At 66.6% G+C, this 12,475-nt stretch carries 12 protein-coding genes and 1 pseudogene; 5 read left to right on the top strand and 8 right to left on the bottom strand.

Annotated features, from left to right (window positions below):
- Positions 1-264, top strand: a 264-nt coding sequence (locus tag ASC37_RS08230; RefSeq protein ID WP_176697467.1) for an ATP-binding protein, incomplete at its 5' end; no start/stop codon positions are given.
- Positions 265-345: 81 nt separating this feature from the next.
- On the opposite strand, the pseudogene ASC37_RS08225 reads toward ASC37_RS08230, so the two are convergent.
- The 7 genes and pseudogenes from ASC37_RS08225 to scpA form a co-directional block, all read right to left on the bottom strand.
- A pseudogene (locus ASC37_RS08225) lies at positions 346-531 on the bottom strand (IS256 family transposase); the annotation flags it as partial.
- Between the two features lie 131 nt (positions 532-662).
- Entirely contained in the window at positions 663-941 is a 279-nt protein-coding gene (locus ASC37_RS08220; RefSeq protein WP_055423920.1) for a Txe/YoeB family addiction module toxin, read from the bottom strand.
- The gene (locus ASC37_RS08215) at positions 925-1,206 is read right to left on the bottom strand and encodes a type II toxin-antitoxin system Phd/YefM family antitoxin (protein WP_055423919.1); all 282 of its coding nucleotides are present in this window, start codon (positions 1,204-1,206) and stop codon (positions 925-927) included. The genes ASC37_RS08220 and ASC37_RS08215 overlap by 17 nt, the downstream gene beginning before the upstream one ends.
- Before the next feature lie 163 nt (positions 1,207-1,369).
- Entirely contained in the window at positions 1,370-3,367 is a 1,998-nt protein-coding gene (gene accC / locus ASC37_RS08210) for an acetyl-CoA carboxylase biotin carboxylase subunit (RefSeq protein ID WP_055423918.1), read from the bottom strand.
- A 43-nt stretch (positions 3,368-3,410) separates the two neighbouring features.
- Complete coding sequence (locus ASC37_RS08205) at positions 3,411-4,943, bottom strand: acyl-CoA carboxylase subunit beta (protein WP_055423917.1); 1,533 nt, start codon at positions 4,941-4,943, stop codon at positions 3,411-3,413.
- Positions 4,944-4,952: 9 nt separating this feature from the next.
- The gene (gene meaB, locus ASC37_RS08200) at positions 4,953-5,984 is read right to left on the bottom strand and encodes a methylmalonyl Co-A mutase-associated GTPase MeaB (RefSeq protein ID WP_198289059.1); all 1,032 of its coding nucleotides are present in this window, start codon (positions 5,982-5,984) and stop codon (positions 4,953-4,955) included.
- A 3-nt stretch (positions 5,985-5,987) separates the two neighbouring features.
- On the bottom strand, positions 5,988-8,153 hold the full coding sequence (gene scpA, locus ASC37_RS08195; protein ID WP_055423916.1) for a methylmalonyl-CoA mutase: 2,166 nt from the start codon (positions 8,151-8,153) through the stop codon (positions 5,988-5,990).
- Positions 8,154-8,290: 137 nt separating this feature from the next.
- Here scpA and ASC37_RS08190 point away from each other — a divergent pair, with 137 nt between their 5' ends.
- The 4 genes from ASC37_RS08190 to ASC37_RS08175 all read left to right on the top strand — a co-directional run bounded on the left by ASC37_RS08190 (position 8,291) and on the right by ASC37_RS08175 (position 10,948).
- A complete protein-coding gene (locus ASC37_RS08190) occupies positions 8,291-8,968 on the top strand; it encodes a GntR family transcriptional regulator (protein WP_055423915.1) in 678 nt (225 codons plus the stop codon).
- A gap of 15 nt (positions 8,969-8,983) precedes the next feature.
- A complete protein-coding gene (locus ASC37_RS08185; protein WP_055423914.1) occupies positions 8,984-9,787 on the top strand; it encodes an enoyl-CoA hydratase/isomerase family protein in 804 nt (267 codons plus the stop codon).
- Between the two features lie 88 nt (positions 9,788-9,875).
- Positions 9,876-10,415 (top strand): hypothetical protein, encoded by a 540-nt coding sequence (locus ASC37_RS08180; protein ID WP_055423913.1) that lies wholly within the window; start codon positions 9,876-9,878, stop codon positions 10,413-10,415.
- 2 nt (positions 10,416-10,417) lie between these two features.
- Positions 10,418-10,948 (top strand): FlgO family outer membrane protein, encoded by a 531-nt coding sequence (locus ASC37_RS08175; RefSeq protein WP_055423912.1) that lies wholly within the window; start codon positions 10,418-10,420, stop codon positions 10,946-10,948.
- A 64-nt stretch (positions 10,949-11,012) separates the two neighbouring features.
- On the opposite strand, the gene ASC37_RS08170 is transcribed toward ASC37_RS08175, so the two are convergent.
- Positions 11,013-12,458 carry a cobyric acid synthase gene (locus ASC37_RS08170; RefSeq protein ID WP_055423911.1) on the bottom strand — a complete coding sequence of 482 codons (1,446 nt, stop codon included), beginning with the start codon at positions 12,456-12,458 and terminating at the stop codon, positions 11,013-11,015.
- Positions 12,459-12,475 lie beyond the last annotated feature (17 nt).

Genomic DNA, 12,475 nt, shown 5'->3' with positions numbered 1-12,475 from the left:
CCCATGAATCGGGAACAAGCCAACCTCTTCTTCCAGGTCATCGCCCAGCGCTACGAGAAGGGCAGCGTGATCGTCACGAGCAATCTGCCCTTCGGGCAGTGGGACGCAACCTTCGCCCAGGACAGCACGCTGACGGCGGCCTTGCTGGATCGGCTCCTGCACCATGCCCACATCGTGCCCATCGCCGGGGAGAGTTACCGCCTCAGGCATCAACGACAAGCCGTCATGCTTGCCGCTAGAAATGCCGCAGGGATGCCCGAATAGCATCGCTTGCGTCAAAGGGGGTGTATCAGTTTTACTTCGTTGATCAAGGCAAAACTGTGTCAGTTTTCAATCGGTGTTGACACCGTTGGCGTAGTCACGCCGTCGCTCACTACGTTCATAGGGCGCCGCTCCAAGGAACTGGGATCGTTCGATCTTGGCGGCTTCATTGACGAGGATGCGCAGAGCCTCGCCGGCACCCTCCAGTCCGTGTTCGAGCAACACAGCATAAGCCATTTCCAAAGGATTGGTTTCGACACGCATCGCCATGATGGGCATACTCCTTTCTCGAAGTCATGGCGTCAGACCGAGCGCCGCGCACTTCCTGCCAGAGGCGCTAAACGGAATTTACAGAAAGGATGGTACACAACCTTTCCGACACAACCGCTCCGACAGCTTGGCTAGTAGTGGTAGCGGCCTTGCAAAAACTCGATCCGATCCGCTTTCACCAGATAGACGCAACGGTGTTCCTGCGTGATCCGGCGTGACCAGACATCCGGGCCCAGATACTTCAATGGTTCGGGATTGCCAATGCCCTTGAATGGATCTCGCAGGACGGCCTTGACCAGCTCCAGGAGGCGCTTGGCAGTGCGGCGTTCTGTTTCCACCCAGTAGCTCAAGTCCTCCAAGAACTCGGGATGAAACACCGCGACGCGCTTGAGCTCAGCCTTCGATGCCATAGAGTTTCTCGAGGGCATCGACCGCAGTGGGTGCGACCTCACCGGCCCGAGCACGGGCCAGGGCAGTCAACAGACGTTCCGCATTCTTTGGCGAGCGCAGCAGATGCGCTGTCTCCATCAGGCTTTGTAGTTCATCGGCGGCAATCATTGCAACGGCCCCCCCCGAGCGGCGACGCACCACGACGACTTCACGGTCATCGACCGCACGATCCATCAGAGTCTTGAGTTGCTTGCGGGCCTGGCTGTAGGTGGTTTCGATGGTCATGACGATCTCCGTTAGTTGGACATATATATTGTACAACTATGACATGACAAAGGAACCCCTTCTTCCGTCAGTTCCCACTCACTGCTGTCACACGCTGATTTTGGAAAGAAAAAAAGCCGACCCCCAGAGGCCGGCTTTTCTTCACCCTCGCGAGGGAGGAAGCTCACTCGAATTCGAGGATCACCTCGTCCACCGCCAGGCTCGCGCCCGGCTTGGCGACGATCTTCTTCACCTTGCCGTCCTGCTCGGCGCGCAGGATGTTCTCCATCTTCATCGCCTCGATCACGGCGAGTTTCTCGCCCGCCTTCACCTCCTGCCCTTCGGTGACCGAGACCTCGCGCAGCAGCCCCGGCATGGGCGAGAGGAGGAACTTGGACATGTCGGGCGGCGACTTGAGCGGCATCAGCGGCCACAGGGCGGCGATATGCTCCGGCAGCACGCGGGCACGCAGCTCGGCGCCGTGGTGGCGCAGCACGTAGAGGATGCCCTCGCGTTCGAGCTGCACCGTCATCGGCGCATCGCCGATGCGCACCTGCAGCACGATCTCGCCCAGGCGCCAGCGCGGATCGAAGTCGATCTGCAGCACCCGCTCGCCCGAGCGCACCACGAAGCGGGAGTCCGAGAGCGACTCGACCGTAGCCGGCGTGGCGCCTTGGGCATCGATCACCCGGTAGTTGGGCGAGGGCGCGTAGCGATGTCCGTTCATCTGGCCGGAGAGTCGGGCGTTGCGCAGCCGCCACTTGTGCTCGACCGCCGCCAGGATGAGGCGCAGCATCAGCGGGTCTTCGTGCGGCACCATCTCCGGCGTGAAGCCGTGGGGGAATTCCTCGGCGATGAAGCCGGTGGTGAGCCGCCCCTCGCGGAAGCGCGGATGCTGCATGAGCGCCGCCTGGAAGGGGATGTTGGAGTGGATGCCGCGAATGACGAAGGCATCGAGCGCCTCCTGCATCCGCCCGATCGCCTCCAGCCGGTCGCGCCCGTGTACGATGAGCTTGGCGATCATCGAGTCGTAGTACATCGAGATCTCGCCGCCCTCATAGACGCCGGTGTCGACGCGCACCTGGCCCGGCACTTCGGCCGGCGGACGGAACTTCACCAGGCGCCCGGTGGAGGGCAGGAAGCCGCGGAAAGGATCCTCGGCGTTGATGCGGCATTCCATCGCCCAGCCGTCGATGCGCAGCTCGGATTGCGACAGCGGCAGTTTCTCGCCGGCGGCGATGCGGATCATCCACTCGACCAGATCGAGCCCGGTGATCATCTCGGTGACCGGGTGCTCGACCTGCAGCCGCGTGTTCATCTCGAGGAAGTAGAAGGACTTGTCCTTGCCGACGACGAATTCCACCGTGCCGGCGGACTGGTACTGCACCGCGCGCGCCAGCGCCACCGCCTGCTCGCCCATGGCGCGGCGGGTGTCCGGGTCGATGAAGGGGCTGGGCGCCTCTTCCACCACTTTCTGGTGGCGGCGCTGCACCGAGCATTCGCGCTCGAAGAGATAGACATAGTTGCCGTAGGCGTCGCCGAAGACCTGGATCTCGATGTGGCGCGGCTCTTCGACGAACTTCTCGATGAAGACGCGATCGTCGCCGAAGGCGTTGCGCGCCTCGTTGCGGCAGGATTCGAACCCTTCGCGGCACTGGGCGTCGTCGTAGGCCACGCGCAGCCCCTTGCCCCCGCCGCCGGCCGAAGCCTTGATCATCACCGGATAGCCGATGTCGCGGGCGATGCGCACCGCCTCCTCGGCCGATTCGATCGGCTCGTTGTAGCCGGGGATGGTATTGACGCCCGCCTGCATGGCGAGCTTCTTCGAGGCGATCTTGTCGCCCATGGCGGCGATGGCGTCGGCCTTGGGACCGATGAAGACGATGCCCTCTTCCTCGAGCCGGCGGGCGAACTCCTCGTTCTCCGAGAGAAAGCCGTAGCCGGGGTGCACCGCCTCGGCGCCGGTCTGCTTACAGGCGGCGATGATTTTGTCCATCGCCAGGTAGGATGCCTTGGAAGGCGCGGGGCCGATGCACACCGCCTCGTCGGCGAGCTGCACGTGCAGCGCACGGCGGTCGGCCTCGGAATAGACCGCCACGGTGGCGATCCCCATCTTGCGCGCGGTCTTGATCACCCGGCAGGCGATCTCGCCCCGGTTGGCGATCAGAATCTTTTTGAACATGGTGGTGTTTTCCCTCATTGCGATGAACCGTTGGCGTGCCGCCTCACAGCGGGATGTTGCCGTGCTTGCGCCAGGGGTTTTCGAGCTTCTTGTCCTCGAGCATCGCCAGCGAGCGGCAGATGCGCTTGCGCGTGGCGTGCGGCATGATGACGTCGTCGATGTAGCCGCGCCGCGCCGCCACGAAGGGGTTGGCGAACTTCTCGCGGTACTCCGCCTCGCGCGCGGCGATCTTCTCGGGGTCGTTCTTCTCGTCGCGGAAGATGATCTCGACCGCCCCTTTCGGCCCCATGACGGCGATCTCGGCGGTGGGCCAGGCGAAGTTGACGTCGCCGCGCAGGTGCTTGGAAGCCATCACGTCGTAGGCCCCGCCGTAGGCCTTGCGCGTGATCACGGTGATCTTGGGTACCGTGGCCTCCGCATAGGCGTAGAGAAGCTTGGCGCCGTGCTTGATGATGCCGCCGTATTCCTGGGCCGTGCCGGGCAAAAAGCCGGGCACGTCGACGAAGGTGACGATGGGGATGTTGAAGGCGTCGCAGAAGCGCACGAAGCGCGCCGCCTTGATCGAGGACTTGATGTCGAGGCAGCCGGCGAGCACCATGGGCTGGTTGGCCACGAAGCCCACGGTGCGCCCTTCCATGCGCCCGAAGCCGACGACGATGTTCTTGGCGTAGTCGGGCTGGACCTCGAAGAAGTCGCCCTCGTCGACCACCTTGAGGATGAGCTCCTTGATGTCGTAGGGCTGGTTGGGGTTGTCGGGCACGAGGGTGTCGAGCGAGGGCTCCATGCGCTCGGCCGTGTCGCTGGTGGGGCGCACCGGCGGCTTCTCGCGGTTGTTGAGCGGCAGGAAGTCGAAGAAGCGGCGCAGCTGCAGCAATGCTTCGATGTCGTTCTCGAAAGCCGCATCGGCCACGCCCGAGCGCGTGGTGTGGGTGACGGCCCCGCCGAGCTCCTCGGCCGTGACCTCTTCGTGCGTGACGGTCTTCACCACGTCCGGACCGGTGACGAACATGTAGGAGGTATCCTTCACCATGAAGATGAAGTCGGTCATGGCCGGCGAATAGACCGCGCCGCCCGCGCACGGCCCCATGATCATGGAGATCTGCGGGATCACGCCGGAGGCGAGCACGTTCCTCTGGAAGACGTCGGCGTAGCCGCCCAGGGACGCCACCCCTTCCTGGATGCGCGCCCCGCCCGAGTCGTTCAGGCCGATCACCGGCGCGCCGACCTTCATCGCCTGGTCCATGATCTTGCAGATCTTCTCGGCGTGCGCCTCCGACAGCGACCCACCGAAGACGGTGAAGTCCTGGCTGAAGACGAAGACGAGCCGGCCGTTGATGGTGCCGTAGCCGGTCACCACCCCGTCGCCGGGGATGTGCTCCTTCTCCATCCCGAAATCGGTGCAGCGGTGCTCCTTGAACATGTCCCACTCTTCGAAACTGCCCTCGTCGAGCAGCACCTCGATGCGCTCGCGCGCGGTGAGCTTGCCCTTGGCGTGCTGGGCGGCGATGCGCCGCTGCCCGCCGCCCAGGCGGGCGCGGGCGCGTTGCTCTTCCAACCGACGGATGATGTCCTGCATGGTTTTTCCTCACTGACTGATGGTCTGGCTCGCATCGAGCAGGCACCGCGCCGCGACCACCGGCGCGAGCCGCCCGCTCTCCACGTCCCGTTCGATCGCCGGCAGCATCGTGCGCACGGCGGGGTGCTGGCGGAAGCGGCGCTTGAGTTCGGCGTCGATCCGTTCCCACATCCAGGCGAGCGCCTGATGGCGGCGTTTTTCGGCAAGTGCGCCGTTTTTCTGCATCGTGTCGCGAAAGGCGAGCACCGTCTCCCAGAAGCGATCGAGCCCCTCGCCCTTGAGCGCCGAGACGAGCAGCACCGGCACGCGCCAGTCGGGGTGCGGCGGGCGCAGCATGTGCAGCGCCGTCTCGAGCTGGGCCTTGGCCCGCATGGCCGCGGCCGGGTCGGCGTCGGCCTTGTTGATGACGATGAGGTCGGCGAGCTCCATGATCCCCTTCTTGATGCCCTGCAGGTCGTCACCGGCGTTGGGCAGCTGCAGCAGGACGAACATGTCGGTCATGTTGGCCACCGCCGTCTCCGACTGCCCCACCCCCACGGTCTCGACGATGACGACGTCGAACCCCGCCGCCTCGCACACCAGCATCGTCTCGCGCGTCTTCTCGGCCACGCCCCCGAGGCTTCCCGCCGAAGGGCTGGGACGGATGAAGGCGCGCGGATCGCGGCTCAGGCGCTCCATGCGCGTCTTGTCCCCGAGAATGGAGCCGCCCGAGACGCTGGAAGAGGGGTCGACGGCGAGTACGGCGACCCGATGCCCGCGCTCGACGAGGTACAGGCCCAGCGCCTCGATGAAGGTGGACTTGCCCACCCCCGGCACGCCGGAGATGCCCAGGCGCAGCGCCCTACCCGTGTGCGGCAGCAGCGCCTGCAGCACGGCCTCGGCCCGGCGCTGATGATCGGGCCGGCTCGATTCGATGAGGGTGATCGCCTTGGCGAGCGGCCGCAGCGCATGCGCGAGCACCCCTTCGACGAGGGCGCGATCCTCCTCGCCGAGTACGGACTGCCCGTCAAAACCCGCCGGCACCGCTTCCTGCTGCGACACGGCTCACCCTCGGCCGCGGGCGGCGCGGATCGCCGCGAGCACCTGGCGCGCCGCCTCGGGAATGGGCGTGCCCGGTCCGAAAATGCCCTTGGCGCCGGCGGCGTAGAGGAAATCGTAATCCTGCGCCGGGATCACCCCGCCGACGAAGACGATGATGTCCTCGGCCCCCAGGCGCTTGAGCTCGTCGATGAGCGCCGGCACCAGGGTCTTGTGGCCGGCGGCCAGCGTCGACACCCCTACGGCGTGCACGTCGTTTTCCACCGCGTGGCGCGCCGCCTCTTCGGGCGTCTGGAACATGGGACCGATGTCGATGTCGAACCCCAGGTCGGCGAAGGCGGAGGCGACCACCTTGGCGCCGCGGTCGTGCCCGTCCTGGCCGAGCTTGGCGATCATGATGCGCGGGCGACGCCCTTCTTCCTCGATGAAACGCTCGATCTCGTCCTTAAGCATACGCCACTCCTCGCGCCCCTCCACGACCGCGCCGTAGACACCGGTCACCGTCTGCGGGTTGGCCTGATAGCGGCCCCAGACTTTCTCCAGGGCATCGGACACTTCTCCCACGGTGGCGCGGGCGCGCACCGCCTCGATCGCGAGTGCGAGCAGATTCCCCTCGCCGGTCTGGGCACAGCGGGTGAGCGCCTCCAGCGCCTGCTGCACGCGCACGGGGTCACGCTCGGCGCGCAGCTTCTTCAGCCGTTCGATCTGCTTCTCGCGTACGGCGCGGTTGTCGATCTCCAGCACCTCGATGGGGTGATCTTCCTTCTCCAGACGGTACTTGTTCACGCCCACGATCACGTCGAGCCCGGCGTCGATGCGCGCCTGTTTCTCGGCGGCGCACTCCTCGATCTTCAGCTTCGCCCAGCCGGATTCGACCGCCTTGGTCATACCGCCCATCGCCTCGACTTCCTCGATGAGGGACCAGGCCTTGTCGATCATCTCCTGCGTGAGCGTCTCCATCATGTAGGAGCCGGCCCAGGGGTCGATGACGTTGGCGATGTGCGTCTCTTCCTGCAAGATGAGCTGCGTGTTGCGGGCAATGCGGGCCGAGAACTCGGTGGGCAGCGCGATCGCCTCATCGAGGGCGTTGGTATGCAGCGACTGCGTGCCGCCGAAGACCGCAGCCATGGCCTCGATCGTGGTGCGGATGATGTTGTTGTAGGGATCCTGGGCGGTGAGCGACCAGCCGGAGGTCTGGCAGTGGGTGCGCAGCATCATCGAGCGCGGATTCTTGGCGCCGAACTCCTTCATGATGCGCCACCACAGGTAGCGCGCCGCGCGCAGCTTGGCGATCTCGAGGTAGAAGTTCATGCCAATGGCGAAGAAGAACGACAGCCGCCCGGCGAACTTGTCGATGTCCAGGCCGCGCTTCATGGCGGTGCGCACGTATTCCATGCCGTCGGCCAGGGTGAAGGCGAGCTCGAGCGCCTGCGTGGCCCCCGCCTCCTGGATGTGGTAGCCCGAGATCGAGATGGAGTTGAACTTGGGCATGTGCTCGGCCGTGTAGGCGATGATGTCGGCGACGATGCGCATCGACGGCTCGGGCGGGTAGATATAGGTGTTGCGCACCATGAATTCTTTGAGGATGTCGTTCTGGATTGTGCCCGAGAGCTGATCCTGCCGCACCCCCTGCTCCTCGGCGGCCACGACGTAGCCGGCGAGCACCGGCAGCACCGCTCCGTTCATGGTCATCGACACCGAGACCTTGTCGAGCGGGATGCCGTCGAAGAGGATCTTCATGTCCTCGACCGAGTCGATCGCCACGCCCGCCTTGCCGACGTCGCCGATCACCCGCGGATTGTCGGAATCGTAGCCGCGGTGCGTGGCCAGATCGAAGGCCACCGAAATGCCCTGCCCGCCGCCGGCGAGCGTCTTCTTGTAGAAGGCATTCGATTCCTCGGCGGTGGAAAAGCCCGCGTACTGGCGGATGGTCCAGGGTTTGACCGTGTACATCGTCGGCTGCGGCCCGCGGATGAAGGGCTCGAACCCGGGCAGCGTGTCGGCGTGCGGCAGACGGTCGAGGTCGGCGCGCACGTAGAGCGGATGCACGACGATGCCTTCGGGGGTGTGCCAGTCGAGCCGGCTCAGGTCGCCGTCGGGCGCCTGCTTGGCCGCGGCTTTTTTCCAGGCTTCGAGATCGGGTTTGGGGTAGACGGGTGCGGAGTCGGACATGGAGACATCCCTCGACGACGATGGAGGCGTGACATCCGCGCCGTCGAAACGCGGCACCGATCGGCAGGCGGCGCGGAAACCGGAAACGGCAAATATAATATGTAATCCATAATTATGGAAGACCCGGAGCCGCAGCGATGACTCCGCAACGCATCGCGCCCCAGGCGCTCTATCAGGAAGTGGCCGAACGGCTGCGCCAGCGCATCTTCGCCCACGAGCTGCCGCCGGGGCGGCCGATCGACGAGCTGCGCCTGGCGGCCGAATACGGCATCTCGCGTACCCCCCTGCGCGAGGCCCTGAAGGTGCTCGCCGCCGAAGGGCTGGTGACCTTGATCCCGCGGCGCGGCGCCTTCGTCAGCCAGATCTCCGGCGAAGAGCTGGATGCGATCTTCGACGTGCTCGCCGTGCTCGAGGGGCACGCCGCGCGCCGGGCCGCCGAGCGCCTGGACGAGGCATCGGCCCGGCAGCTGCGGCAGCTGCACGAACGCCTGGAGGAAGCGGCGCGCGCCGGGGCGATCGACGCTTTCTTCGAGGCGAACCAAGCTTTCCATGCAGAAGTTTTGCGCCTTGCCGCCAACCCCTTCCTCTCGGCCACGATCCAGGATCTGCGCCAGAAGATTCGGCTGAGCCGCCACCATTCGCTCTACGACGAAGGGCGGCTGGAGCACAGCCTGCAGGAGCACCGCGAGCTGCTCGCGGCCCTGCTCGGCGGCGAGGCCGCGGCGGCCGAGCGGTACATGCGCGCGCATCTGCGCTCGGGGCGCGAGGCGATCGCGCACGTGCAGCACGACGCCGTGGCCAATCCTTTTTCTTGAATGCGAGGAATTTCCATGAGCGGCACGCTTCATACCCAGCCCCATCCCGAGGCGTCCTGCCTCGTCGTCACCCTGGAAAATCCCGGCAAGCGCAACGCGATCGATGCGGCCCTGTGGCGGGCGCTGGGCGACCTGTTCACGGAACTCGCCGCCGAGGGGCTTCCCTGGCGCAGCGTGATCCTCACCGGCGCGGGCGATGCCTTCGCCGCCGGCGGCGACCTGGAGGAATTCCCCCGCGTGCGCGCCGACCTCGCCTCCGCGCTGGATTACCACGAAGGCAAGGTTGGACGGGCGCTGCGCGCCATCGCCGACTGCCCGCTGCCGGTGATCGCAGCGATCGAAGGCCCCTGTATCGGCGGCGGGCTGGAGATCGCGGCGATGTGCGATCTGCGCGTGGCCGGACGCAGCGCCCGCTTCGGTGCGCCCATCGCCCGGCTCGGTTTCTGGATGTATCCCGGTGAGCTCGCCCTGCTGCGCGAGCGTCTGCCCGAAGGGCTGCTCGCGCAGATGCTGCTCGAAGGGGCCGTGCTCGATGCCGAACGCCTGTGGGGGCTAGGCGTGCTGCATCACCGCGTCGAGGATGGCCATGCGCTCGAAGAGGCGCTCGCGGTGGCGCGGCGCATCGTCGCCGGGGCCCCGCGCGTGGCGCGCATGCACAAGCGCTGGCTCGCTCGCCTGCGCCTGCGCACGCCCTTGTCGGAAGAAGAGAAACGCGCCGGGCTGGACTTCCTCGACGACCCCGACTACCGCGAAGGGCTCGCCGCTTTCCTCGAAAAACGGGCCCCGTGTTTCGCACGCCACGGCCAGGATGAAAAATGAAGGCATTCTCGGGGGCATTGATTGCGTTCGCATTCGCTTCACGCTAAGATCATGGAATCGCCCTTGGCATCCTCAGGAGATAGCAACCATGCGCTTCGCCCCCTTGCCCCTTGCCGCTGCGCTGGGCGCCGTCCTGCTCGGCGGCTGCACCAACCCCGGCGCACCGCTTCCCACCGATTTCGCCCAGGAACCGCAGCAGAAGATCCAGGCGGTACGGCAGTGGCAAACGGTGGCCGCGAGCCTTGCCGAGCGGCTGAGCGTCATGATGATCCGCGACAACAGCTGTACGCCGCAAGCCGCCCTGTGCGACGTCCTCTACGTGCACCCGGCCGCCAATGCCTCCACCTTCGACGCCGCCTTCCGCGAAGCCTTCGTGAGCTACCTCGTCGGCCGTGGCTGGAACGTGGCGCAGGACGGGCCGGCCGACATCGAGATCGACCTCGACAGCCGCTACGCCAAGCTCGCCACCGCCCCCGAGGTCGAGGCGATGGTCACGGCCTCGGCACGGCGCGGTGACCGCTATCTCGCCCGCATCTCCGACGTCTACTACATCACCAGCCCCGAGCTCTACGCCAAGGCGACCCCGCCCCTGTACGATCCCGCCCGGCTGACGGTGAAAGGAGACTGACCATGCGGCGCATCCTTTCCCCCCTGATGCTGGCCAGCGCCCTCGCCCTGTCGGCCTGCGCCACCGAGACGCTCCCGCCCCCGCCCAAGGCCGACCCTTCCATGGTCGTCAACAAGGCCTATGAAACGGCCGATGCGCTCATCGACCAGCTGCCGCCCGAGCTGCGCGCCGGTCCCGTGCTCTTCGCCACCTTCGTCGACGTCGATGCGCTCGATCGCTCCACCACCCTGGGGCGCACGCTCACCGAACAGGTCGCCAACCGCTTCGTGCAGCGCGGCTTCGTCGTCACCGAGCTCAAGCTGCGCACGGCCGTCTTCGTCAAGCGCGACACGGGCGAGCTGATGCTCTCGCGCGAAGTCGATCAGATCGCCCGCGAACACGACGCCCGCATCGTCGTGGCCGGCACCTATTCCCCGGCCAAGGAAGCCGTCTATCTGAGCGCCAAGGCGATCGACCCGGCCACCGGCCAGGTGCTCGCGGCCAAGGACACCATCGTTCCGATGGACAACAACGTGAAGAGCCTCTTGCGCTGAAAAAGCGCACACGGAGCCGAAGGCGCCGCCTGCGGGCGGCGTTTTCATGTCCACTCCAGGACGATCAGGACAACCCCAGCATCCGGCGCCAATCGCAGTGCGCCTCGATCGCCGCAGCGAGCCGTTCGATCGCCGCTTCGCGCCGCTGCGCCGCGCCTTCGGTGACAAGCGCCGCCCCGGCCCAGCGCGAGAGCGCCGCAAACGCCGCTGCCGAATCGAAGAGTCCGTGCCAGTAGGTGCCGAGGATCTGCCCGTCTTCGGAGATCGCGCCATCGGGCACGCCGTCCTCGCCGATCACGGCGGGGCGCGCGAGTGCCGGCCCTTCGCTCACGCCGAGGTGGATCTCGTAGCCTTCGGCCTCGGCCCCGCCCAGCTCGGCAGCGAGCCGCCCGCGGCAACGACGCAGCACTTTCTGGGACTCCAGCCGCGTGCGCAAAGGGAGCAACCCCAAGCCGGGCCGGCCACCCGGCGCGCCTTCCAGCCCCAAGGGATCGTCGAGCCACTCGCCCAGCATCTGGAATCCTCCGCACAGGCCGACGAGTTTGCCGCCGTAGCGCAGATGCCGGCGTAGCAGCGCCGCGCCGCCTTGGGATTCGAACCAAGCGAGATCCGCCTGTACCGCCTTGGAACCCGGCAACACGACGAGGTCCGCGCCCGGCCAGTGACCGCCGTGCCACCAATGGAATTCGACCTCGGGGTGCTGGCGCCAGGCGTCGAGATCGGTGTGATTGCTCACGCGCGGCCAGGCGATCGCCGTCACCCGCAGCCGCGCGCCTGCGGTTCGCTCCACCGGCGCGAGGCCGTCCTCGGCCTCCAGCGCGAGGTTGCCTAGATGCGGCAGCACGCCGAAGACCGGTTTGCCGGTACGCTCCTCCAGCCAGCGCAGGCCCGGGGTGAGGAGCGAGAGGTCCCCGCGGAAGCGGTTGATGACGAAGCCGCGCACGCGCGAGCGTTCGCTTGGCGAGAGGCATTCGAGCGTACCGACGATCTGGGCGAAGACGCCGCCGCGGTCGATGTCGGCCACCAGCGCCACGGGGATGTCGACCGCCTCGGCAAAGCCCATGTTGGCGATGTCGCGCGCGCGCAGATTCACTTCGGCCGGGCTGCCCGCGCCCTCGACGAGAATCCACTCGAATTCCTCCTGCAGACGCGCCCAGGATTCGAGCACCGCTTGCAACGCCACCGGCTTGTAGGCGTGATACTCCCGCGCCGACAGGGTATGCACCGCCCGCCCGTGGATCACGACCTGGGCGCCGATATCCGTGGTGGGCTTGAGCAGCACGGGGTTGAAATCCACCCGCGGCTCGAGCCCGGCGGCAAAGGCCTGCAGCGCCTGGGCGCGGCCGATCTCGCCACCGTCGGCGGTGACCGCGGCGTTGTTGGCCATGTTCTGCGGTTTGAACGGCGCCACACGCACCCCGGCGCGCGCGAGCAGGCGGCACAGCCCCGCCACCAGCGTGCTCTTGCCGGCATCGGACGTGGTCCCCTGGATCATCAACGCCTGCGCCATGCTCGCCTCCGCGGCCG

The organism is Tepidiphilus thermophilus, from assembly GCF_001418245.1.
Taxonomy (GTDB): Bacteria; Pseudomonadota; Gammaproteobacteria; order Burkholderiales; family Rhodocyclaceae; genus Tepidiphilus; species Tepidiphilus succinatimandens.
Note: the sequence above shows the minus strand (reverse complement) of the source record. Positions and strands in the feature narration are given on the sequence as shown.

What these genes read in the sequence shown, in the direction of transcription:
- ASC37_RS08220 (WP_055423920.1), bottom strand. Translation starts at nt 941, where the DNA reads ATGGCATCGAAGGCTGAGCTCAAGCGCGTCGCGGTGTTTCATCCCGAG.
- ASC37_RS08215 (WP_055423919.1), bottom strand. Translation starts at nt 1,206, where the DNA reads ATGACCATCGAAACCACCTACAGCCAGGCCCGCAAGCAACTCAAGACT.
- accC (WP_055423918.1), bottom strand. Translation starts at nt 3,367, where the DNA reads ATGTTCAAAAAGATTCTGATCGCCAACCGGGGCGAGATCGCCTGCCGG.
- ASC37_RS08205 (WP_055423917.1), bottom strand. Translation starts at nt 4,943, where the DNA reads ATGCAGGACATCATCCGTCGGTTGGAAGAGCAACGCGCCCGCGCCCGC.
- scpA (WP_055423916.1), bottom strand. Translation starts at nt 8,153, where the DNA reads ATGTCCGACTCCGCACCCGTCTACCCCAAACCCGATCTCGAAGCCTGG.
- ASC37_RS08190 (WP_055423915.1), top strand. Translation starts at nt 8,291, where the DNA reads ATGACTCCGCAACGCATCGCGCCCCAGGCGCTCTATCAGGAAGTGGCC.
- ASC37_RS08185 (WP_055423914.1), top strand. Translation starts at nt 8,984, where the DNA reads ATGAGCGGCACGCTTCATACCCAGCCCCATCCCGAGGCGTCCTGCCTC.
- ASC37_RS08180 (WP_055423913.1), top strand. Translation starts at nt 9,876, where the DNA reads ATGCGCTTCGCCCCCTTGCCCCTTGCCGCTGCGCTGGGCGCCGTCCTG.
- ASC37_RS08175 (WP_055423912.1), top strand. Translation starts at nt 10,418, where the DNA reads ATGCGGCGCATCCTTTCCCCCCTGATGCTGGCCAGCGCCCTCGCCCTG.
- ASC37_RS08170 (WP_055423911.1), bottom strand. Translation starts at nt 12,458, where the DNA reads ATGGCGCAGGCGTTGATGATCCAGGGGACCACGTCCGATGCCGGCAAG.